Origin of the sequence: Paenibacillus assamensis DSM 18201 (assembly GCF_000422445.1) — a bacterium.
GTDB classification, from domain to species: domain Bacteria; phylum Bacillota; class Bacilli; order Paenibacillales; family Paenibacillaceae; genus Paenibacillus_B; species Paenibacillus_B assamensis.
On record NZ_KE383840.1, the window covers coordinates 76,208 to 98,097 of the forward strand.

A 21,890-nucleotide genomic window follows, 5' to 3' on the forward strand; every position below is an offset into this window, starting at 1 on the left:
CTATTAGTACACAAAAAAGCCTGATAAACCAATGGTTATGGCTTATCAGGCAGTAGTAGTACGTCGATTCAGAACAAGTCTTTTCGGTCTCTTATTTGTCCCAATCAGTAACATAAACTATTTTAACTATTTCTGTGCGTAATGTGCTGTGCGTCATAACCCTTAAATCTTATAAGCCTTCATCGCTTTGCGAACTTCTTTCCACGTAGGGCGCTTACCGTAGAGCAACACGCCTGTGCGGTAAATCTTCGCTGCCAACCAGCCGAATACAAGTACGGATAGAAGCAGGATCACAATCGACAACCAGAACTCCCACCATTGATATTCGCCCAAACCGATGCGAAGCAGCATCGAAGTCGGTGTGAAGAATGGGATAAACGATGTTACTTTTACAAGCATCGAGTTCGGCGTAGATACGCTGAACATACCGATGTAGAAAGCAGCCAAGCTTAGGAATGTAATTGGCAGTACCGCCTGCGCCAAGTCTTCTGTACGGCTCACGATAGAACCAACCGAAGCGTACAGCGTCGCGTACAAGAAGTAACCGAACACGTATAGAATCAAACCATAGATAACGAGCATCGGATCAAATTTGGAGATATCCAAATCAAGTCCTTTAAGCGCTTCTTGGTTATGCGGCAAGAGCAAGTTAATAACCGCTACTGCGATAAACGCCATAATTTGAATCATACCCAGGATAAACATCGCTAGTATTTTACCGAACATTTGCGCCAATGGCGATACGCTCGTAATCAAAATTTCCATGACACGAGAGCTTTTCTCCTGCGTTACTTCGGATGCAATCATATTTCCTGTCATTTGAATCGATGTAAAGAATAGAATGAGCAATGCAAATGTAACAACGAACGACTCAGCCTTGAACGCAGGCTCTTCTTCACCAGCTTCTTCTGCCAACTGACCACTGTCACTAGCTTTCAATTTCTTCGTATCGAAGGAAACGGGTTCATTCAACTGCAACTTCTTATCTTCTGATATAGAATCCTTTACAATCCAATGTGTCTTCAATACAGTGAGAACAGCTGTAATATCGCCTTGTAAACCGAAATCCAGATCTTCTTCACTATGATACGTCACTTTCGGGAATGCTTGCTCGCCGCCTTGTTCAGCAGCCTCAAACTTCAAGTACCCTGTAATAATGCCTTCTTTTACATCCTTCAACAGACCTTCTTCAGTTGCATTTTCATAAGGAACGAGAATGATATCATCTTGCTTCTGCTTAAATGCTTCTTCTAGCGACTTCTCAATCGCCGGGTAAGAAGAATTCACGAGTCCTACTTTGATCGCTTTGTTTTCTTCATCGAACAAAGAAATAATAAACGGCAAGTTCATTACAATCGTAACGATTAAAGCCAATATAGCTGTTGTCATTAAAAATGCCTTCGTCATTAGCTTCGTTCTCAGAGAGAATCCGATTACTGTCCACACATTACGCATTCGACTCGCCCCCTACCGCTTTAATGAAGATATCGTTCAACGTCGGTTCCTTCACTTCGAAGTGTTCTACCGTCGATTGGCTCATCGCCTGCTGCAAAATATGCTGTGCGGCAGACTCATCAGCAATGTTGATAATGTAGCCTGTTTCCGTACGATCAATCTGCTTCACGCCAGTAATTTGCTCCAAACCTACTACTTCACCAGTCGTACGCAGGATTACTTTTTCACGCGGGTATTTCGCCTTCAAGTCACGCACTGTTCCTTGCAGCACCGCCTGACCTTTCTTCAAAATCGTCGTTTGACGGCATAATTCCTCAACATGCTCCATACGGTGTGTAGAGAACAAGATCGTCGCTCCATTGTCGCGCAATTCTTTAACTGTCTCTTTCATCAATTCCACGTTGACAGGGTCAAGACCACTGAACGCTTCATCCATAATAATGAACTTCGGATTATGAACAATCGAAGCGATAAAGCCAATCTTCTGCTGATTTCCTTTGGATAGCTCCTCAATCTTCTTGTTATAATTCTCAGGCACTTGGAAACGTTCCAACCAATATTTCAAACTCTTGTCTGCATCACTGCGGGACATACCGCGCAGTTGTGCTAAGTACAGTACCTGATCGCTAACCTTCACCTTTGGGTACAAGCCGCGTTCCTCTGGCAAATAGCCAAACAATTGCTCCAAGCCTTTATGATATGGCTTACCGTTGTATAAAATTTGACCTGCATCTGGATAGATAAGGCCAAGCACCATTCGCATTGTCGTCGTCTTGCCGGCACCATTGGCACCTAGCAAACCGTAAATTTCTCCTGCTTCTACACTTAGGCTAATCTCATTGACTGCCGTCTTGTCGCCATATTGCTTCACGATTCGGTCAAGCTGTAACGTCTTCATCGTCCTAATCTCTCCTCTCATCGTTTACCCATTTACTCTCATTTACTCTATAAAAATAAATTACTTAACACCCTTAATCGATTGCAGCATAATCTCATCTAATGGTACGGTCTGAACTCGTATTGGCTGAATATTATGCCTTTGCAAGTAATCCTCAAAATTTGCAATTTCGTTTACGATTAGCCTTACGCTCACACCATCTTGAAGCGTATCTTTGATGCCTGGTGCATCTTTGAGCACAACTGCTTCAGAAATATTGAACCAATATTCCTTCCAAGCATCGAACAATTCATCTTTCTCCACGAATTGAACAAGTTGGCCGCGATGCAGAAACATAATGTAATCGGAGAGCCTTCTCACTTCATCAATGATGTGCGTTGCGATAATAATCGTCCGATCACCGTCGTCCATAAACTTCTGCAAATCCTCCATTACATAACGCCAACTGACAGGGTCCAACCCTGATGATGGTTCATCTAACAGCAGCACATCTGGACGATACGACAGTATCATAATCAACTCGCATTTACGCCGCATCCCTTTAGACATTTTGTTAAGCCTTGTCTTTGGTGGGATCTCGTACTTAGCCATCAGCGTCTGGTAGAGCTGCCAGTCCCAGTTCTTATACCAATAGGCATACACCGTAGCTAATTGATCGGGAGTCTTATAGTCATCTTCGCTGTTAGGCTGCTCTGGTAAATATCCGATCCGCTGCTTCCACTCATAATCATGATCAGCATCGACACGCTGCTGACCGAAATAGATACTCCCTTGGTTTGGATAAGCAAGCCCAATCATCATGCTGAGCATCGTACTTTTACCTGAACCATTCACGCCAACGATAGCTGTTACACAGCCACTTGGAAATTCAACATTTAACGGACCAACCCGTAGATGTTCACGGTACTTCTCAACTGCTTCCAGTGTATAGGCATTCATTATCAGTACCTCCTCCCCTCAATCTCAGTCATTTCGCATCCGTATTCGTACAATCTCATTAAAAATATCCCTTAACTCCTGTTCATCTATCTGCATCTGCTTAGCAGCATCTATGGCCGCTATGATAGCTTCTTCAACCGCCCGCTTACGGAATTGGTCGCGTTCACCTTGATGAACCGGCGCCACAAACGTACCTGTGCCCTGCTTCGTGCGCAGCAGCCCTTCTTGCTCTAAATCTTGATACACACGTCGTATTGTAATGACACTGCAACTTAACTGACCTGCTAGTTCACGAATCGATGGTAATAACGTTCCCGTCTCGATGTGTCCGCTCAAAATTAACGTCTTAAGCTGACTCTTAATCTGTGCATACAATGGTTCGGTGCTATTCTCATCAAGCTGTATCGGAATGAACATAGGCCGGTTCACCTCCTCTATCAATCTTGCAACTACACGGAGCGTGACACGTTAACCACCCAATGCGTCGATGACGCCAATCTATTTTATTTCTCAAATCTGAAAATTTCCTTCCTGCATATCTGATTCAAGACAAATCCGTTCGCCGCAGCACTTGTAAAGATGACTTCATTCCCCAAATAATTGCTTGGCTCAGCACCACGATCGTTACAATTACGGTTGGAAGCGGCCATTCATTTGTTATATAAAGTAATGACTTGAAGACCGAGCCTCCACATAAACTAATAATGATTGCCGTTATAGTTAAAATCACCATAACGAGGAACACGACCAACATATACATTTTGCCGCTCATTTTCCACTCACAATACGTAAACAGGACATTTATCAAAATGCTGAGTGTTAGACCTATCAGAACAAACAGCGCATAGGAAGCGGCATTCGTTACTTTATCCAATCCAATAATGAAGTAGCTAACGAAAAAGAAAGTCGTACCGTTCACTAGCGATAGAATACAAACTTGCAAGTATCTAGCACGCACAATGGTTTGAATGCCGATTGGCAAAATACGCTGCTTTATTACATATTTGCGATAAGAGTCCTCTGATAAATAGCGGGTAGATCTACGATTCATAAAAGTTCCTAGGCTTAAAAAAATGAGAAAAAGATAAAAATCCATAAGGATGGTGGAGATGATACCAACTTCCTTATCAAAAACCATCTGAGCCATCGGATAGGTCATAACTGAAAGATAGACCATGAACAATATCGTTAACAGCAACCCTATCGGTGATGTTCTAAATTCTTGCTTCACGATGAACCAAGCATCCCGCCAACCTCTTTTCATGAGGAGACACCTACTTTCCTTTCAATCGCACAGCTCACTATTCACTGTGATTACTGTGTATATTGTTATACACAGTATAATGACCTCTACACACAGTCGTCAAGGATTATTTTCCAATCCTTTTACTCACAAAAAAACAACCCTTATCCAAGCAGCCCTCAAGCTGTATGAATAAAGGTTGTCCCCATTAGAAAAATGGCATGTTAGCCAAAAATAGCATCAATCACTGGCTTCGTATGTCCGCCTGGATATAGAATATACAACAGTACATACACAGTCGCACCTGTAGCTGCTGTAATAAACCAGATCGTCGCAGTAACGCGTCCAAGCTTGCGGTGCTTGTCATACTTCTTCTTAAATCCTAAGTACAATGTTGTCAAGCCGAACACAGCTGCAACAGTCGCCAGCACGATATGGAAAAGCAGGAACACCAGGTAGATCGTCTTCAACGATTCTGGCCCGCCCCATGATGTGTTTCCTACAAAAATCGTGCGAGATACGTAAATAATGAAGAACAAAATAGCTGCGATTGCAGCTTGCTTCATCGTCCGCTCATGCTCTTTGCGCTTGCCTTTAATAATTTGGCGCCAACCGATCGCAACCAAGATGGCACTAAGTACAATAAAGAACGTACTGATCGTTGGGAATAGTGAGTACATATCCACGATGCATTATCCCTCCTTACAAGTTATCATTCCCATTATATCGAAATCATGCATTCTGCCAATCACTTTTCGGTGTCGAATCTCCGACATCATCATCTTTTCCTTCACGACGGAACCAACGAGAGAACACATAAGCTAGAATGATACCATACATTGTTTCTTGAACGAGCTTCATCAAAATACCACCAAGCTGCTGATCCTCTCTTACATCGAACCAACTAAAAAACTGCGGACCATCAAAGGCTGCCAGCAAGGCCTCTGGACTGCCAGACACACAATAGCCCATCGCCGCTGCCCATGTATTCGGATCATTATAGGTCGCGTATAACGATTCATCTGCAAAGATAAGAAGCGCACATGCAGGTGTAATCAGCAATCCATTTAAGAAAATATAGCCCATTTTTTTTACATCGCTAATCAGATTCCATTCTGGAACAGGATTAACGACAGGCCACCACATCATAAAGGCTGCAATATAAAGAGCAATATAGTACAACGTGTGTACACCGTAATTCAGCATAATGTAATCATGTACGACCGGAATATGATAGAACGAAAATAGCGCATTGAATAGTACTGCTGTCAGTATCGGGTGCATCATCCACTTCAATTTACGCAGCAGCCGACGATCCAAGAGAAACTTCCACATCCAGTCTGGAATCCCCTTCAGTAGCAGAGGAGGCGCTATAATATAGCACAATGACATCATGACCATGTGGAACGTGAACATCAGGTGGCCCATTAAATCAATTGGTCCGCCCTGTGACAAGTAAATAAGCACGACGCCTACAATGAAACTAACTCGTTGTCCCCCTGTTACAGGCTTGGAACCAGGGAACCGATCTCTAAAATAACCTGTTAAACCAAGATACAATACAATAACCAACAACGCGGCAACGAGAAACAAAGGGCTCCATAAATCGGCAAATGAAAAATACTGCTCCAATCCAAACATAGCTGCTTCCCCCTCTCATCAACAAGCTGTCATCGTTTCGCCACATTTGATCTTCTACGGAAAAAGAGGCGGTGCATCGCACCACCTCTTTCTATTATGCTATCGTTCCTGAATAAGCTCTGATTATACTCTACACGCGCTCAGCACTCATTCAACGTTAAACTTGAAATCGTCTACCACCATACCCAATATAGAGCCATGACGATACAGGTCAGTGCGACAAAGGCGCCGCCAAGCATAAACACGACAGGCAGTAAATGACCTTTGTCTTTCATATGCATCCAATAAGCCATCTGGATGATAACTTGAAGCACTGCCATAACAAGCAAAATAATGATGATAAAGGTTGCATTCACTTCAGCTACAGAAGCAACGGCAGCAAACGCAATCAGTGAAAGTACGATGGAGAAAATAAACGCAACAACGTGCTTTTGTCGCCCTTCGTGCTTATGACGACGATTTGAATGGCTAGAAGACGATTGTTGTTGTGACGCCATCGTCTACACCACCCTTCCCATTAGGTAAACAACTGTGAAGATGAATACCCACACAACGTCGATGAAGTGCCAGTAGATTGCAGACACATACACCTTCGGTGCTGTTACGAGATTCAGGCCTTTCTTCTTCACTTGAATAATCAACAATGTGATCCAAAGAACACCGAATGCAACGTGAGCACCGTGGAAACCAACTAACGTATAGAATGCGGTACTAAACGCACTCGTCGTAAAGTTGTGACCATGGTGGATATACTCAACGAACTCGTAAATCTCCAGCCCTAGGAAAGAGAAGCCCAATAGAACGGTTACGATAAGCCACTTAATCAGATCCTTTACTTTATTCTGGTGCAGCGCCTGAACAGCGAACACACTAGTAAGTGAACTGACAAGTAGGATAAGCGTTGCTGCTCCAACGATCGGGAGCTTGAACAGTTCGGCAGCAGTTGGCCCGTCACCGACTTGATCACGAAGAGCCAGGAATGTTGCGAATAATGTACCGAACAACACTGCCTCTCCGCCAAGGAAGAGCCAGAAGCCGAGTACTTTGTTGCGGCCTTCCAAGGTCGCATTTTCCGGTTGATGAGGCCATTCGCCTTCTACGTGATGACCGTGTGCACTCATGCTCTTCCCCCCTTGTCTTCAAGCTCTTCTACTTCAATATGATAGCCAGGATCATCATAGACGGAACGAAGGAACATACAACCAAACGTGATGCCCAATCCGATAATCGAGACAATATAGTTATTGAATAAGAATCCTAGTATTGCATTTTCAAACAAATCTCTTCCGTACATAAATCCGAAGCCTGCAATGAATAAGCCAACGGACATAAAGAACGGGAGAATCGTCGGAGAAGGCATATGGATCGAAGCGAGCGGCTCAGCAGGAGTCATCTCCTTGTTACCGTCCATCTTCTCTTTCCACCAAGCATCATAGCCGCGTACAAGCGGAGTTTGCTTGAAGTTGTATTCTGGAGGAGGCGAAGGAATCGTCCACTCCAATGTACGACCGTCTTCCCACGGATCATTTGAAGCATTTTTCGGCTGACGGGACGTAATAAAGATGTTCCACAAGAACATAAGCGTTCCGATCCCCATCATAATCGCACCAACTGTACTAATCATGTTCATCGTGTCAAAGCCTTGGTTCGGCAGATACGTTGCAACACGACGCGGCATTCCGATTAGACCTAGGAAATGCTGTACAAAGAACGTTAGTTGGAAGCCGATAAAGAACATCCAGAACGTTGCTTTACCAAGCCCTTCATACAAGGTGCGACCGAACATTTTCGGCCACCAGAAATGCAATCCAGAGAATAGGCCCAGCACCAAACCACCTACGATTACGTAGTGGAAGTGAGCAACAACGAAATACGTATCGTGGAACTGGAAGTTAGCTGGCGCTGACGCCAACATAACACCCGTAACCCCACCCATAACGAACGTTGGAATGAAACCAATTGCATACAAGTTCGCTGCTGTGAACTTAATGGAACCGCCCCACAGCGTAAAGATCCAGTTAAAGATCTTAATACCTGTCGGTACGGCAATTAGCATCGTTGCGATAGAGAACAACGCATTCGCCACGGGACCTAGACCTACTGTGAACATGTGGTGCGCCCACACCATGAAACCTAGAAAACCGATAAGAATCGTTGCGAACACCATCGAACTATATCCGAACAGACGCTTACGAGCAAATGTGCTGAGAACATCAGAAATGATACCAAATGCCGGTAAGATCAAAATGTAAACTTCAGGATGTCCGAATATCCAGAAAATATGCTGCCATAATACAGGGTTACCGCCCAAGGCAACGTTAAAGAAGTTTCCGCTGAATAAACGATCGAACATAAGCAAAATAAGTCCTACTGTAATAGCAGGGAATGCGAACAAAATAAGTGCAGAAGTAATGAAGGAGGCCCATGTGAACATCGGCATCCGCATGTACGTCATTCCTGGTGCACGCATGTTAATAATGGTAACCAAGAAGTTAATACCGCCTAAGAGCGTACCTAGACCGGATATTTGAAGACCAATTGTATAAAAATCGACCCCGTGATGCGGACTATATTCGTTACTGGCTAACGGAACATATGATGTCCATCCTGCATCTGGAACATCGCCTACGATCCAGCTCAAGTTGAGCAAAAGTCCGCCGAACAAGAACGTCCAGAAACCAAGGGAATTCAAGAACGGGAACGCTACATCTCGCGCACCGATCTGCAACGGAACGATCGCATTCATTAAGGCGAATATAATCGGCATGACACCAAGGAATATCATTGTCGTGCCGTGCATCGTAATCAATTCATTAAATGCTTGTTCACTCACTAAATCATTAAGCGGCTTAATTAACTGAATTCGGATCAAGATCGCTTCAATACCACCAATGCCGAAGAACAAACCGCCGGCAAGGAGGTACAAAATTCCGATCTTCTTATGGTCGACCGTCGTAAGCCAGTCCATAATACCGGTGTACCGCTTGACTGTATGTGCTGTATGAGCCAAGGCCGTAACCCCTCCCCTAGAAGATGCTTATTTCTGTTTCTTACCTGTGCTTATTCTTCGACGTTAGGAATACCATTGTTGATCTTTTCAAGTGAATCCAGCTTGTAATTAGCCAAATAGTCTACGATTTGATCGAGCTCTGGATCAGTCAATTTAATGACACCCATCTTATTGCCCGGTTTCACATCGTCCGTTTCTTTAATCCATTTACGCAAATGATCTTCGATCTTCGCTTGATCAAGAGATTCCGAAGCTTTCTCACGGTTAAGTAATATACCGGCTACCGCTTCCCTGCTTCCTATCCCTTTCAAGTTCGGCGCTGTCTTAGGCTCATTCTCTACAGCATGGCAAGACAAGCAGCTTTGCTTAAATACTTCCGCTACCGCTGCATCACCTGTAAATGGCTTAGCTGGAGCCTGCATCTCTTTCACCCAAGCATCAAATGTCTCTTGGCTGACTGATTTAACTTTGAAATCCATATACGCATGGGAAGGTCCACAAAGCTCGGCGCACTTACCACGGTAAACATTTTCTTCTGGTGCATCAAAGTGCATCTTGTTCTTGTTGCCTTTATCTAAGCTGTCTATGCGGTTGGTGTCCATCTTACCAGCAAGGGAAGGGATCCAGAAGGAGTGGAGCACGTCTTTCGTGCTGAGTTCTACTGCAATTTTCTTACCATAGGGAATAACTAAATCTTGTGCGGTTCTAATCTTGTACTCGGGATATTCGAATTCCCACCAGTACTGATATGCTGTTACCTTGACTTTAACTGCATTCTCGTCTTTGCTATAATCCTCGGCGAAGGCAAATACATATTTCAATGTTGGAACAGCCAGGATAACCAAAAGGATAATCGGAATAACCGTCCAAATGATCTCCAACTTGTGACTGCCTTCTACCTGCTTCGGAATCGACTTATCGCCTGGCTTCCGACGATAGCGCACGAGAACATAGACGGAAAGTCCGAATACGATCACCACTACGCCTGTCATAATACCAATCGACAGCTTCATCAAGTCGAACTGCGACTGTGCAATTGAACCTTGCGGGTTGAGTGTCGATAAATCCTCACGACCACAAGCGCTTAAAAGCAAGACGAGTCCGGCTAACAGCGGAAGAAGACGCTTACTAAACTGCCACCGTTTCATCATTCATCAACCCCACTTTGTCCTTTTTCGTTGATGCTGATTAGGGTATTGTTGCTCTGCATAAGCTTATCCTCCATTACTCCATACATGTGCTATTACATTAAATAGAAATAGACTTGCAATAGATGCAACAAACGATGAAGCTACTGGCTGATTCACGTAACTATCCGACCGTACTTCTACTCACTCTTAGCCGTTCCGAGCTAGCGGGAAGACACGATCAAATTCAGCGCGGATGTCACAACCCTGTCAATAAATGCAATCACTCACCTAAATATAATTTCCATATTTTTATTTGTCAACGATTACCTGCTAGTTCACAAAGTGTTCAAATATCGGATAATACCGCACAGCAAAAGACTTTGCAAGCGTTTACAAATTATAAAAATATCTATTATTATTCATGACGAAAGATCTCATTTCACGTCGAATGACTTCAACGAAATTTGTCAGCGAGTTATCTGATGATTCCCCGTTCGCTTTTTGTGCCACTATCGTCTCTTATTAATCGTTCTCCTACTAGTATATTTGAAGCTGTTCATCGATTATTCACTTTATGGATGGCGAAACATACTCACTTCACTACCTTTTCATAAAACGATCATTTTTTTGGTAAATGTCGCTGGCCCACCCTTTCTATAAAATGCAAAAAAAGACGTATCCACTGGATACGCCTGATACGACTAACCTATTCCTAGTTCACTTGCCATAATAAAAATCACATTCCATCTACACACTTTAGGATGCGCTTGTGTCCATCTTACCTAATTCATTTTCTACAAGCTGGGTTAGTTCGTCTTCATAGCCTCCCGTTATCCGATACTTCCGGATATATTCCTTCACGAACTTCCGTGGATTCTTGGGACGAAAAATTCGTGTCATCTCCAACAAGCTTTCTCTCACTTCGTTGTGACCTTTTGCTGCCATGAAAATTCCCTCCTAAAGCGTTGTAGATCAATCTCCCCGACGGAGAAGTAACGGACTTCGCTTATAACGCTGGAATTTACAACCTAATAGTCCCTATTATAACATATTCACACGAAGTGCAAAATCACCCACTCATAACTTGCACTTTCGTGCATAAGGGACAATTATATTGGATCATATTTAGAGTTATCGCTCTCCTATTCCCATAATTCCAAAATCGTTGCAAGCTATAATGGTTATGATATGAACAACGTTAAATCATGGTCATATGTTGCAAATAAACATGCTTGTTCCAAAACAAATAATGGAACAGCCAACTTTAACAACATTTCATTTATAGAGAGGATTTGCTTCATGTCTTTCACTCCCCATATTACGGCAAAAAATTCAAACTGGACAAGGTTCATTTGTCCTACAGAGGCAAGAATGGACGATGATTTATTCCAAACCGCTCTAGCGCAGCTCCCCGAACAGTGGCCAAAATTGCGCTGCTTTCTTCTAGCACGTGACGGCAAGCTCGTTCATGAGAGCTATTACCACGATACGGATGAACATTCGCTTCACGATCTGCGCTCTGCTACGAAATCAATAATGAGCCTGCTTATTGGCATCGCACAGAAGCAAGGGAAAATGATTGGTACACACGATCCAATCGCTCCTTTACTAGAGACCTTTATGCCGGCACCTACGCGCTCTAACACACTGTGGCAGCGCCTAACTTTGTATCATTTGCTCACGATGACTACAGGGCTGCAATGGGAAACGAACAGCCGGATGAGCGAGCGCTGGGTCCACCGCTTCCATAGTAGTCCAAGCTGGAGACGCTTTGCGACGAGGCTTCCGATTCAATCGAATATGTACGGTCGCTTTCAATACCGCAGCATTGACTCACACCTTCTATCCGTGCTGTTAACGCTGCAAACTGGAATGTCTGCCGATCAGTTTGCGGCACAATATTTATTTGGTCCGCTCGGCATATCCAACTATAAATGGGAACGTTCGCCTGACGGCGATGCAGCTGGCCATATCGGATTATCCTTAACAGGACGGGATATGCTGTCGATCGGACAGCTCCTGCTAAATGAAGGATGCGTGACCACAAATAACGTCGTAACATCATTAATACCCGCTTCTTGGGTTCGTGAAACGATAACTGCGCACAGCGAAGGCGCTTCCGGATATGGTGCATACGGATATCAGTGGTGGTGCCATCAATTGAATGGCATCGATGCTGCTTGTGCAATGGGATATGGCGGTCAGCTCATATTTGTTATCCCTAAACTACGTATCACAGCTGTATGGGCTGCCGATTCTAGAGTGAAGCGTTGGCGCCATCCTGCACAATGGCTGGAGCAATACTTGCTTCCAGCTGTTCAACCGTAACTGCCAATCGTCCCGTTCCCCAGTCATTGGAAAACGAGATTGGTACACGCTATAATGGAAAGGTTACAATTTAAGGTTGCCAATCCAGATTACATAGCAAATTTAAGCATCTTACAACATGTGAAAAGGGAGCGTCTCGTTTGAAATCAATCCGAAAGCTAGGACTATCATCTGACATCGCACTGTTAGCCGTCATTTTACTCCTTGTGGAATTTGTACGAGGTGCAACAGTGCTCAGCTTTATCCCGATATTCGGGGAGAAAGAGCTTGGTATTACACTAGGTATTATAGGTACTGCAATTACGGCGCATTATTTAACAGATACAGTACTTAAAATATTTATCGGTTATTTATTGGATCGTTTTTCATCCAAGTTAATCGTTATATGTGGGCTTCTGATTTCCTTAGGTGGTATCGGCTTGTTCCACTGGGGCAGTAATCCTTGGATATTCATACTAGCCTCCGCCATATATGGTGTAGGCATGTCCCCTGTATGGCTCGTCTGTCTTACAAAAGTAAATACCGAGCAGCGTGCAGCTCAAATGGGATTCCTATATACGATCTGGCTCGTTGGTATGGGTGCTGGTCCAGTCGTATTAAATGTCGTTCTCGACTATACACCACACCTTGCGTACGCAATGTTATTAGGACTAACTTTCATCGCGCTTGCACTCAGCTTTTTCTTACCAAGAGGAAGAAATAATGGTGAATCAGCTACTCCTGTTCCTTTTAAAGAACAGTTTGCCGTGCTGCGTGAGCGCCTATCAGCAATGAAACCTTTATTGCCAGGCATGATTTTGCAAACGTTAGGCGCAAGCATGCTCGTTCCAATATTGCCGAAGTTCGCAGAGCAATTCCTGTCCTTATCCAGTGGACAATATTCACTGCTCTTACTAATTGGTGGAGGGTGTACCGTAATCGGTCTCGTACCAATGGGCAAATGGTCTGATCGCGTAGGCCGCAAGCCTTTCCTTATCGTTGGCTTCGCTATCTTCGGACTTACGCTGGCTTCGCTATCGATGAAGCCAGGTGTCATTATGGCTTATGCACTAGCTGTTATTCTCGGTATTTCCTATGCGGCTGTACTGCCAGCATGGAATGCCTTGCTAGCCTTGTACGTACCTCCAGCACAAAAAGGACTCGGCTGGAGCCTGCTATCGACAGTTGAGAATATCGGCGTCCTGATTGGCCCCGTCGTTGGCGGATTAATTGCCGAGGCATTCTCCGTCTCTGCTGTTATTTGGTTCAGCGCAGGGCTATTCAGCATTATCGCTATCGTGTATTGGTTATTCCCTTCGAGATGGTTTGCAGAGAGATAAGAAACATATACAAAAATACAATGTGATCATGTAATGGAATGGGAGAGGTGTACGAACTATTATGTGGGATTGGTTTCAAGATTTTATTGCTTACGCAAAAGATATAGATATCGCGCAAGTAGAGATGTGGCTGCAAAAATATTCTGCACTTGGCCCTCTACCTGGCATTTTACTTCCATTTGGGGAATCGTTCGTTCCGGCGCTGCCTCTATTTGTATTCGTAGTCGCCAACGCTGCATCCTACGGGTTGTGGTTTGGATTTTTATACTCATGGATCGGGGTATGCCTCGGCTCATTCGCTGTCTTTTGGCTGGCTCGCTTGTTCGGTGGACGCTTTAGTATGTACATTCAGAAAAGAATGCCAGGCACACAAAAGTTTTTCAATTGGATTGAATCGAAAGGATTTACGCCTATTTTCTTATTGTTATGTTTCCCGTTCACTCCTTCTGTACTCATAAATGTCGCAGCCGGTATTAGTACGCTCCCGTTCCGCACCTTTATGATTGCCGTAATGGCTGGAAAGTCCGTCATGATCTTCTTGATGGCATTCCTTGGCCATGATTGGAAAGGATTCGTAGAGCAGCCTTGGCGCTTACTCCTTGTTGCGGCTGCCCTTTGGCTGTTGTGGTACGGCGGTAAAAAGCTTGAAGGACGTTATCAGCACAAATAATGATTAGTCACATAAATGAGCGTTGATGAGAATAAGAACGCATCTAAGAGACACATCGCTCTTAAAGAATAAGTCCTCACCGTAAAGGGCACGTTATGCTTAGCGATACAGTGTTCTCCATTGCAAATGTATGAGAAGTCAAGCTGTAGAGCGGATGGCTGAAAGGAGCAACGTGTCCATGAGCAAAGAACAACATGAGATGCACCCGATGTCCCGCGATCGTGTGGAGGTAGACGGTATTTACACGAACGAATGGGGGCGTGCGGAGACTCTTCACCGGGGACAACACTTCCCTACCGATCCGCAGCTAGGTGCTACCGAGTGGGAACTCAAGGAATTTTCGTATGATAATCATCATCAAGGTTTGACGGATGAGCGCTTAGTTCCAGAAGCGGACAAAGACATTCCACCGCCGAAGCAAGTCCATCCACGCAAGCATATTGATCGCGGCGACAAATAGCTAGTACCGTTCAGCTTATATGAAACAAAAAAAGAACCTTCAACCAATCGCTGTAAAAGCGACAGGCCGAAGGTTCTTTCTATTCCCACAACTATATGGCTATATTAAATATAGCGACGAATCATATTGGACAAGTGGTTTGAAGCACCATCAGGACCAAGACGCTTCCATTCATCATTTGGCAAGCTAAAGCGTACGAATGTCTCATCCATATCCATCGCTTCTGCAAGCCAGCCGCCGAGCCCTTTAGCACGTCGATCAATTTGTACGAGGATTTCCATCTCCTGCTCTTTCGGATAGAAAATAACTTCCAACTCGTCAAGGTCGCCTCTAAAGTACGTTGTCGGAACAAATTCGAACTCTTGCACGAAAGGAACAGCCCCACCAAGGCGTGGTGCATACTCACACTCTGCTTTGCGCAATCGGAAGCCAAGACGGTTCAACGCATCAATTACGATGCTCTGCTCCACCTTAGGCGCGATCTCGATCAAGTCGTTATCAGATGGATCAACCGCGTTAGCAATATCCAATTCTGTCTTCAACCATACGGGAGCACGACCAATCGTAAGCGGGGTATGCGGAGGCAGCACAATTGTAAATGGCAACTCGCGCAGCTCATTCGGCTGCAATGTGAAAGCACTGCTTACTTGGAAGCGTACCAGCTCATAGTTGACCTGATGTTTCGAATCATTCGATTCTTTCGTATATTGAGTCATAAGCTTAAGATGAATGGCGTCTACTTGCTGTTGAACTTGACCGCCTTGTATTTTGACGACTCCAGACACTTGCTCACCCGGCGCATAGCGATTGCGTTCTAACAGCGTGTCAACCTTTGCAGAACCGATACCTACACTAGCTAAAATACGGTTAAACAATGACATGATTACCATCCTCCGATTATTATAATAAACTTGAAATGGCGCCAGATTAAATGCATTGAGCCTTACCTTGTTTGTAATCCATGCAAACCAATACTACTATATACGGACTATCACTTCCAGTTGTTTCAAAAGATATTTCCCTCTCTAGTTACCAACAAATTTCCGATTATATCCAAGCCTTGAACAACCATGAATATAGTGATAAAGTGACAAAGCGACACTTTTGCTGCTCCCCTAAAAAGACTTCATTTATGAAGAAAGTAAGTGTTGGGTATGCTGTTGATAAACAATAGTCAACTACCTTGTTTAGCTTCTACAGGTACGGGGTAAGGAAATATGTTCGTTTGCGATTATCGATAACCGGTACAGGTTATTTCAATATAAATATTAAAATACTATAGGGGTTGAAATGATGGGTTCTCTTAAATCTTTTGCAAAAGAATTCAAAACGTTCGCAATGCGCGGTAATGTCGTCGATCTAGCTGTCGGTGTTATTATCGGTGCTGCGTTTGGTAAAATTGTAACATCGGTCGTTAACGATCTTATTATGCCGCCAATCGGTAAATTGCTTGGTGGAGTTAACTTTGCTGACTTGTTCATTAACTTAGATCCAAGCGTGACGATGCCAGATGGCTCTGCCATTACGTCGCTTGCACAAGCAAAGTCTGCTGGTGTGGCCGTAATTGCGTACGGACAATTTATTAACGTCGTAATTGATTTCCTACTTGTTGCATTTGCAGTATTTGGACTTGTAAAAGTCATCAACATGCTGCACCGCAAAGAAGAAGTGGCGGCAGATCCAACTACGAAATCCTGTCCATACTGTGTAACAGATATTCCTGTTAAAGCGACACGCTGCCCAAGCTGTACATCTCAATTGGTAGAAGCGAACGCGCAAGCTTAAGTTTATAACTCATTAACGATATAAAATAACATAAAAGGGGCTGCCTCCTGTGCTATGACCAGATTGAACTGAGTACATAACATTGCGGAGACAGCCCTTTTTTTACAGAACAAGCTCGAACCTACATCGGACGATGCGGCTTGCTCATTAGATTTTGCACAATCATTTTCATATGCGGGTCAATCGAGAATTCTTCTTCCCCATTGTCCATTTTACGCACTTCAATCTTCTTCACTTCTGTTCCAGCATCAACAGGAACATACACATAGTGCTCATTATCTTCCGCCGTCACCTGATAGCCCATCGAACGCAGCATATTTTCTACTTGAGAGATGGTTGGCTTCTCACCAGACTCTGCCATAATCAACCCTCGCAAATGAGAAATATCGCCATCCCGCTCCAGAACATCAAAGTGAACTATAACTTCCACCATCGTACTTCCTCCCTCAACTGTCATCCAGCCATTCTTTCTTACTACTTGTTTACGAATCAACGCAATTCATCGTTACATGTAAATGATGACATAATAGTGAACGATAACATTATTTAGGTATTTTATTTGCCATTTCACACTACATTTCCTTGTTCAAATAGGGTTCCCATAAGTGTGAAAAGTATGGGCCAAATTGCTGACGCTGCTCCTCAGTGAGCTGCTGTTCCAATTCAAACAAAATGATATCCTGAATGAATCGGCTAAGTACATACTCCGTCATAACCGGATGTTCCGTATATAACAGCTTCGCCTCCTCAGCCGCACTTCTCATTCCAATACAGGCGATTTTACGATCAATAATCATCGTAAAGCGTCTGCCTGCAAGATGCATGTCTACTTGCCCTTCACGAGAAGCAAGGAAGCCAGAGGCAGGCAACTGCTCCTCATTGGAGCTAATCGACCACAGTACTTTCACACCACGATTCTCCGCCTGCTGCAGCGCATGCTGCACCAGCATTCCGTCTCGTGAAGTCATTTCCACAATGATTTCCGTTTCAGCTGCGGCGATGACTTGTCCAATTTTCTCTGCGACCACTTTATCACCTTCTATGCTATAGAAAAATGATAGCTCCTGCTTAGGTGCAGGCATATGCTCCTCCACAAAACGCAGCGAAGCTTGCATTCTCTCCGCAATCGTCTTCGTAAGCTGTGCTGGCTCGATCGCAGCATAGTGCGACGGTTCCCCTACTGCATGCAGCACGAAGCTCTGATCCACAAGCCGCTGCAAAGCAGCATATACATTAGAACGCGATATTCCCAATTTTTTCGCTGCTTCATAGCCTGTCATTGATCCTTGTTCAGAGAGCAAAATTAACAATTTGGATTCCAACTCTGTAAATCCGACGTCACGCAGCTGCTGAATCAAGCTGTCCATCTCGTTTCCCCCTTCAGCCCATGCTGCTGGTGTTCTTCAAACGTTTTCGTAAACGCCAAAACAGCCGGAGTAAGCTATAGAAGCTTCCCGGCTGTTCGACGTAATTATTATAATCGTATCAACCCTATCAGATGCTGTCTTAACATATTATACCACGACCAATACGGGTCATAGTTAGATACAAATTATGGAACCAGAACTCGGCTGATTTATAATTTACGTAGCTTCTTTAAATAAATGGAGCTCCACAACGTTCACACCATTTTGCTTCTGGAGGAGCTGCCGCTGCACATTTTGAACAAGTTCGGCTACTAGCATCGTGCTCTACAGGCTGCTGGCGAATGTAACGCTCACTTCCGCGAATATTTACCTGTGGAGCAGGCTTTTTGATTTCCATCCTATCAGCATCGTCCTCATCCTCTTGACCATACTGGTCGTACGGACTATAGGGATGAATAGGAGCTGAACTTTCTTTGGTTGATGCAGCATATCTCGATAGTTGCTCATCATGGCCACTACGCTCATCAAGCTCATCTGTATGATTCAATGTTGTTGAAGTTGGCGTTTGATGAAGAGTAATATACGTTTTTTCCTTATCTTCAACCTTTGGATTAGCCTCATCCTCTAACTTATATGGCTGCATCTCGCTGGAATCACCAAGCTCACTCTCTACTTCACGAACAGGAGGATCTGGCAGCCTATCTCCACATGATGCACAATATTTAGAGGACCATGGTGCAATTTCACCACATGAACAGCGCTTTTCGTTGCGGAGCGCACAACGTTTCCATTCAAGCCTCTCCATCTCTTCTTCCAATATCACATTTGCTTGGGCCAATTCATCCATTTCGACGCCCAATGAAGCATAATCTTGATTCTTATAAGCTTCAAAAGCCAAACGGCCTATTTCATACGTATTATGTTCCCACTCTTTACGAAGCACATCAATTTGAGACTGGACTCGATTCAATTCCAATACATTCTGAGCTTTCTCAGAAGCTTTGGATGCGCCTTCTTTCACTTTTTGCAGAAAACGGTTCATCCCGGCTTCCCCTCTCTTCTTCCACATAAAATAATCACCCTTATTAACCTATACACGCTCCATGCGGACACGAAACGCGGAGTTCACAGGACAAAAACCTGGCAGCTCTATGGACAACGTATGCGCTTGGCAATACATGTATTCGGCAATGTTGACCTTGACCGTTATAATAGATGGGCACAGCAACTCATGAACGGATACCGGACCGAGAAAGGAGCACCCAATGCCAACACAACTAACGAAGCCTGCGGCTGCGAACATTCGCTGGCAGTCGCATCCTTATGGAATATCCGCTCAAGCCACATGCCCAACGGCTGAATCCGCGCAACCCACATTTTACATGAATGACGAGCGCACTGCTACCAACGTACCACACTCTACACCTGTCGAAAAGGGTCTCAAGCCACAAGTTAGTACCAGCGACCCTTTACCAGACAGCTGGTTCTTCGCTGCTCTTCGTGAACGCGGCTTAGATTTGCATGAAGCTCAATGTGCGGCTGTACGCCATCAGCACGGCCCTCTGCTATGCCTAGCAGGGGCTGGATCAGGCAAGACGTCTGTGCTGACAGCCAGAGCCGCCTATATGATTGCCGTCCATGAAGTGCCACCTGAAGCACTATGGCTTGTCACGTTCACGAATAAAGCAGCAGCTGAGATGCGTTCAAGATTAGCTCGGCTGCCTGGGCTTACGCCTGCTATAGCAAAGCGTGTACAGGCGCGTACGTTTCACTCCTTCGCTTTGACGCTGCTGAAGGCATATGCACCGCCATTTACGCTGCTGACAGAAGAGCGCGCACGCCACGGCTGGATGAGCCGTGTACTGCGAGAAATCGGTCTTCGCGATGCTGTCGAGGCAGAGACGGTGCTAGCCGCTTTATCTGCGCTGAAGTCACGTGGTGAATCCCCTTCCGATTGGCGCCCTGCTGATGAGGGCGAACGGAACTTGCAGCGTGCGATGATCCGATACGAGGAGCAGAAGCAAGCACGAGACGTCAAAGACTTTGACGATTTGATCGTCGATATTGTGAAATTGTTGGAATCCGATGCTGAGCTAACCGATAAGCTAAGAAGACGATTCCGCTATGTGATGGCGGATGAATTTCAAGATACAACGCCTATGCAGTTAAGATTGCTTCGCCATATTGCAAACGGAAGCAGCAATCTGGCCGTATTCGGTGACGATGATCAGACCATCTATACGTTTAATGGTGCAAATCATGAACATATTACTCAGTTTCATCGTCAATATCCAGATGTTACGCAAATTACGCTCGATTACAACTTCCGCTCTACTTCGCCGATTGTAGGACTTGGAAATGCGATTATTCGGTGCAATAAAGAGCGTCTGGTGAAAACGATGCGCGCTGCTAAAAAAAGTACAGAAGCCTCCATCCCTGCACAAGAGGCGAAACCGCAGTATAATCGCCCAACTACGACAGATGAAGAAGCAGAAACAGCGATTGCACGCATTCGCAAGTTAACGGCTAGCGGACAATATAAGCTTAGCGATATCGCAATCCTGTATCGAAGTGCTCATGCGAGTCGAGCAATCGTTGAATATATGACGATTCAAAATGTTCCATTCCGTCAATTCGGTGCAGAACCGCTCTTCTATGAGCATTTGTCCGTAAAGACGCTGATTGATCATATGCGCTTAGCCCTTCATCCACGTGATCCAGACGCATTGGCGAGCGCTGTAGCAGCCTTATATGTACCGAAGGAAGCTGGTATGACCTACATCAGACAAGCCGAGAAGACAGCTGCTAAAAAATATCCACTTGTTCATTTAGCAACCTGTCCGGGATTAGCACCTTTTCAGCAGGAGGCGATCAAGCCCCGAATCCGTTATTTGAAAAAGGTAGCGCAAATGAAGCCCAATCATGCGGTGCGTGATATAAGACGCGAATTCTATGATAAGTGGCTAACCGCGATGGCTGGAGAGCGAGCTACTGCTTATCAAGAAGGAACCGTCGATATGCTTGAGGAGTTGGAAACATCGGCACAGCGCTTTGCCACCATCGAGCAGTTTCTTAAGCATATTGATGATTTGGCAGCGAAGTACGCAGCGGCATCAACAAACAAAGAGGAGCAATCACGCTCTCGCCAAGCTCAATCTCGCCAGACTATGCAAGCAGATCAACAAGAGACCGAACCCGATGCAGTAACTTTAATGACGATTCACAGGGCTAAAGGGTTAGAGTTCCCCTGCGTCTTTGTTATCGGGGCTTCAGAGGGTGTACTTCCGCATCGAACAGCACTGCGCCAAAACCCGCCTGCTGAGCGGGAAGCCGCGTATCGCTCCAAATCTAAAGACCGCGAGGAGGTCAATATGGCGCTTGTTGAAGAGGAACGCCGTTTGATGTACGTCGCGGTTAGCCGTGCTAAGGAACAATTGTATATAAGCTCCCCTGCACAGATTCACGGCAAGCAGGCTGATGTTAGCCGCTTCATTACGGAGGCATGGTCCAATCCTCAATTAACGAAGTAGCAGACAGCTGACATGCTGCTTTGAAATTTTGCCCTCTTTTCCAGTATGATAGAGCTTAGGACGCAGTCAGGCGGGTAATAAATACGCGCGAACAACGACGATTGCAAGTAAAGGA

At 44.8% G+C, this 21,890-nt stretch carries 22 protein-coding genes; 6 read left to right on the plus strand and 16 right to left on the minus strand.

Annotated elements, in window-relative coordinates:
- Positions 1 to 162: 162 nt before the first annotated feature.
- The 12 genes from H580_RS0122155 to H580_RS0122210 form a co-directional block, all read right to left on the minus strand.
- Complete coding sequence (locus tag H580_RS0122155) at positions 163 to 1,455, minus strand: ABC transporter permease (RefSeq protein ID WP_028596722.1); 1,293 nt, start codon at positions 1,453 to 1,455, stop codon at positions 163 to 165.
- Entirely contained in the window at positions 1,448 to 2,353 is a 906-nt protein-coding gene (locus tag H580_RS0122160) for an ABC transporter ATP-binding protein (RefSeq protein ID WP_028596723.1), read from the minus strand. Before H580_RS0122160 ends, H580_RS0122155 begins: the two co-directional genes overlap by 8 nt.
- A gap of 60 nt (positions 2,354 to 2,413) precedes the next feature.
- Positions 2,414 to 3,292, minus strand: coding sequence for an ATP-binding cassette domain-containing protein (locus H580_RS0122165; protein ID WP_036605653.1), 879 nt, complete (start codon positions 3,290 to 3,292; stop codon positions 2,414 to 2,416).
- Positions 3,293 to 3,316: 24 nt separating this feature from the next.
- Positions 3,317 to 3,709, minus strand: coding sequence for a GntR family transcriptional regulator (locus H580_RS0122170; RefSeq protein WP_028596725.1), 393 nt, complete (start codon positions 3,707 to 3,709; stop codon positions 3,317 to 3,319).
- Positions 3,710 to 3,836: 127 nt separating this feature from the next.
- A complete protein-coding gene (locus tag H580_RS0122175; protein WP_028596726.1) occupies positions 3,837 to 4,556 on the minus strand; it encodes a hypothetical protein in 720 nt (239 codons plus the stop codon).
- 203 nt (positions 4,557 to 4,759) lie between these two features.
- The gene (locus tag H580_RS0122180) at positions 4,760 to 5,221 is read right to left on the minus strand and encodes a DUF420 domain-containing protein (protein ID WP_028596727.1); all 462 of its coding nucleotides are present in this window, start codon (positions 5,219 to 5,221) and stop codon (positions 4,760 to 4,762) included.
- Between the two features lie 46 nt (positions 5,222 to 5,267).
- Positions 5,268 to 6,176: a cytochrome c oxidase assembly factor CtaG gene (ctaG, locus tag H580_RS0122185; protein WP_028596728.1), complete on the minus strand. Its 909-nt coding sequence runs from the start codon at positions 6,174 to 6,176 to the stop codon at positions 5,268 to 5,270.
- Positions 6,177 to 6,349: 173 nt separating this feature from the next.
- Positions 6,350 to 6,673: a cytochrome C oxidase subunit IV family protein gene (locus H580_RS0122190; protein ID WP_028596729.1), complete on the minus strand. Its 324-nt coding sequence runs from the start codon at positions 6,671 to 6,673 to the stop codon at positions 6,350 to 6,352.
- 3 nt (positions 6,674 to 6,676) lie between these two features.
- Positions 6,677 to 7,297 (minus strand): cytochrome (ubi)quinol oxidase subunit III, encoded by a 621-nt coding sequence (locus tag H580_RS0122195; RefSeq protein ID WP_028596730.1) that lies wholly within the window; start codon positions 7,295 to 7,297, stop codon positions 6,677 to 6,679.
- On the minus strand, positions 7,294 to 9,144 hold the full coding sequence (ctaD, locus tag H580_RS0122200) for a cytochrome c oxidase subunit I (RefSeq protein ID WP_051217667.1): 1,851 nt from the start codon (positions 9,142 to 9,144) through the stop codon (positions 7,294 to 7,296). The genes H580_RS0122195 and ctaD overlap by 4 nt, the downstream gene beginning before the upstream one ends.
- A 92-nt stretch (positions 9,145 to 9,236) precedes the next feature.
- Positions 9,237 to 10,337: a cytochrome c oxidase subunit II gene (coxB, locus tag H580_RS0122205; protein WP_028596732.1), complete on the minus strand. Its 1,101-nt coding sequence runs from the start codon at positions 10,335 to 10,337 to the stop codon at positions 9,237 to 9,239.
- A 735-nt stretch (positions 10,338 to 11,072) separates the two neighbouring features.
- A complete protein-coding gene (locus tag H580_RS0122210) occupies positions 11,073 to 11,261 on the minus strand; it encodes a hypothetical protein (protein ID WP_028596733.1) in 189 nt (62 codons plus the stop codon).
- Positions 11,262 to 11,687: 426 nt separating this feature from the next.
- Here H580_RS0122210 and H580_RS0122220 point away from each other — a divergent pair, with 426 nt between their 5' ends.
- The 4 genes from H580_RS0122220 to H580_RS0122235 all read left to right on the plus strand — a co-directional run bounded on the left by H580_RS0122220 (position 11,688) and on the right by H580_RS0122235 (position 15,093).
- A complete protein-coding gene (locus tag H580_RS0122220) occupies positions 11,688 to 12,644 on the plus strand; it encodes a serine hydrolase domain-containing protein (RefSeq protein WP_051217656.1) in 957 nt (318 codons plus the stop codon).
- Between the two features lie 140 nt (positions 12,645 to 12,784).
- Entirely contained in the window at positions 12,785 to 13,963 is a 1,179-nt protein-coding gene (locus tag H580_RS0122225; protein WP_028596735.1) for an MFS transporter, read from the plus strand.
- A 61-nt stretch (positions 13,964 to 14,024) separates the two neighbouring features.
- Complete coding sequence (locus H580_RS0122230) at positions 14,025 to 14,633, plus strand: TVP38/TMEM64 family protein (RefSeq protein WP_028596736.1); 609 nt, start codon at positions 14,025 to 14,027, stop codon at positions 14,631 to 14,633.
- A gap of 178 nt (positions 14,634 to 14,811) precedes the next feature.
- A complete protein-coding gene (locus tag H580_RS0122235; protein WP_028596737.1) occupies positions 14,812 to 15,093 on the plus strand; it encodes a hypothetical protein in 282 nt (93 codons plus the stop codon).
- 104 nt (positions 15,094 to 15,197) lie between these two features.
- Here the strand turns inward: H580_RS0122235 and H580_RS0122240 are convergent, their stop codons facing one another.
- Complete coding sequence (locus H580_RS0122240; protein ID WP_028596738.1) at positions 15,198 to 15,974, minus strand: sporulation protein; 777 nt, start codon at positions 15,972 to 15,974, stop codon at positions 15,198 to 15,200.
- A gap of 409 nt (positions 15,975 to 16,383) precedes the next feature.
- Here H580_RS0122240 and mscL point away from each other — a divergent pair, with 409 nt between their 5' ends.
- Entirely contained in the window at positions 16,384 to 16,878 is a 495-nt protein-coding gene (gene mscL / locus H580_RS0122245; protein WP_028596739.1) for a large conductance mechanosensitive channel protein MscL, read from the plus strand.
- Between the two features lie 121 nt (positions 16,879 to 16,999).
- On the opposite strand, the gene H580_RS0122250 is transcribed toward mscL, so the two are convergent.
- The 3 genes from H580_RS0122250 to H580_RS0122260 all read right to left on the minus strand — a co-directional run bounded on the left by H580_RS0122250 (position 17,000) and on the right by H580_RS0122260 (position 19,314).
- Entirely contained in the window at positions 17,000 to 17,311 is a 312-nt protein-coding gene (locus tag H580_RS0122250) for a hypothetical protein (protein WP_051217657.1), read from the minus strand.
- A gap of 139 nt (positions 17,312 to 17,450) precedes the next feature.
- Complete coding sequence (locus H580_RS0122255; RefSeq protein WP_028596741.1) at positions 17,451 to 18,245, minus strand: TrmB family transcriptional regulator; 795 nt, start codon at positions 18,243 to 18,245, stop codon at positions 17,451 to 17,453.
- Between the two features lie 229 nt (positions 18,246 to 18,474).
- The gene (locus tag H580_RS0122260; protein ID WP_157283067.1) at positions 18,475 to 19,314 is read right to left on the minus strand and encodes a zinc ribbon domain-containing protein; all 840 of its coding nucleotides are present in this window, start codon (positions 19,312 to 19,314) and stop codon (positions 18,475 to 18,477) included.
- Between the two features lie 196 nt (positions 19,315 to 19,510).
- On the opposite strand from H580_RS0122260, the gene H580_RS0122265 reads away from it, so the two are divergent.
- Positions 19,511 to 21,775, plus strand: a complete 2,265-nt coding sequence (locus tag H580_RS0122265; RefSeq protein ID WP_028596743.1) for an ATP-dependent helicase — start codon at positions 19,511 to 19,513, stop codon at positions 21,773 to 21,775.
- Positions 21,776 to 21,890 lie beyond the last annotated feature (115 nt).

What these genes read in the sequence shown, in the direction of transcription:
- H580_RS0122155 (WP_028596722.1), bottom strand. Translation starts at nt 1,455, where the DNA reads ATGCGTAATGTGTGGACAGTAATCGGATTCTCTCTGAGAACGAAGCTA.
- H580_RS0122240 (WP_028596738.1), bottom strand. Translation starts at nt 15,974, where the DNA reads ATGTCATTGTTTAACCGTATTTTAGCTAGTGTAGGTATCGGTTCTGCA.
- H580_RS0122220 (WP_051217656.1), top strand. Translation starts at nt 11,688, where the DNA reads ATGGACGATGATTTATTCCAAACCGCTCTAGCGCAGCTCCCCGAACAG.
- H580_RS0122195 (WP_028596730.1), bottom strand. Translation starts at nt 7,297, where the DNA reads ATGAGTGCACACGGTCATCACGTAGAAGGCGAATGGCCTCATCAACCG.
- H580_RS0122235 (WP_028596737.1), top strand. Translation starts at nt 14,812, where the DNA reads ATGAGCAAAGAACAACATGAGATGCACCCGATGTCCCGCGATCGTGTG.
- H580_RS0122210 (WP_028596733.1), bottom strand. Translation starts at nt 11,261, where the DNA reads ATGGCAGCAAAAGGTCACAACGAAGTGAGAGAAAGCTTGTTGGAGATG.
- H580_RS0122190 (WP_028596729.1), bottom strand. Translation starts at nt 6,673, where the DNA reads ATGGCGTCACAACAACAATCGTCTTCTAGCCATTCAAATCGTCGTCAT.
- H580_RS0122230 (WP_028596736.1), top strand. Translation starts at nt 14,025, where the DNA reads ATGTGGGATTGGTTTCAAGATTTTATTGCTTACGCAAAAGATATAGAT.
- H580_RS0122170 (WP_028596725.1), bottom strand. Translation starts at nt 3,709, where the DNA reads ATGTTCATTCCGATACAGCTTGATGAGAATAGCACCGAACCATTGTAT.
- H580_RS0122175 (WP_028596726.1), bottom strand. Translation starts at nt 4,556, where the DNA reads ATGAAAAGAGGTTGGCGGGATGCTTGGTTCATCGTGAAGCAAGAATTT.
- H580_RS0122260 (WP_157283067.1), bottom strand. Translation starts at nt 19,314, where the DNA reads ATGTGGAAGAAGAGAGGGGAAGCCGGGATGAACCGTTTTCTGCAAAAA.
- mscL (WP_028596739.1), top strand. Translation starts at nt 16,384, where the DNA reads ATGATGGGTTCTCTTAAATCTTTTGCAAAAGAATTCAAAACGTTCGCA.
- H580_RS0122265 (WP_028596743.1), top strand. Translation starts at nt 19,511, where the DNA reads ATGCCAACACAACTAACGAAGCCTGCGGCTGCGAACATTCGCTGGCAG.
- ctaD (WP_051217667.1), bottom strand. Translation starts at nt 9,144, where the DNA reads ATGGACTGGCTTACGACGGTCGACCATAAGAAGATCGGAATTTTGTAC.
- H580_RS0122165 (WP_036605653.1), bottom strand. Translation starts at nt 3,292, where the DNA reads ATGAATGCCTATACACTGGAAGCAGTTGAGAAGTACCGTGAACATCTA.
- ctaG (WP_028596728.1), bottom strand. Translation starts at nt 6,176, where the DNA reads ATGTTTGGATTGGAGCAGTATTTTTCATTTGCCGATTTATGGAGCCCT.
- coxB (WP_028596732.1), bottom strand. Translation starts at nt 10,337, where the DNA reads ATGATGAAACGGTGGCAGTTTAGTAAGCGTCTTCTTCCGCTGTTAGCC.
- H580_RS0122250 (WP_051217657.1), bottom strand. Translation starts at nt 17,311, where the DNA reads ATGGTGGAAGTTATAGTTCACTTTGATGTTCTGGAGCGGGATGGCGAT.
- H580_RS0122160 (WP_028596723.1), bottom strand. Translation starts at nt 2,353, where the DNA reads ATGAAGACGTTACAGCTTGACCGAATCGTGAAGCAATATGGCGACAAG.
- H580_RS0122255 (WP_028596741.1), bottom strand. Translation starts at nt 18,245, where the DNA reads ATGGACAGCTTGATTCAGCAGCTGCGTGACGTCGGATTTACAGAGTTG.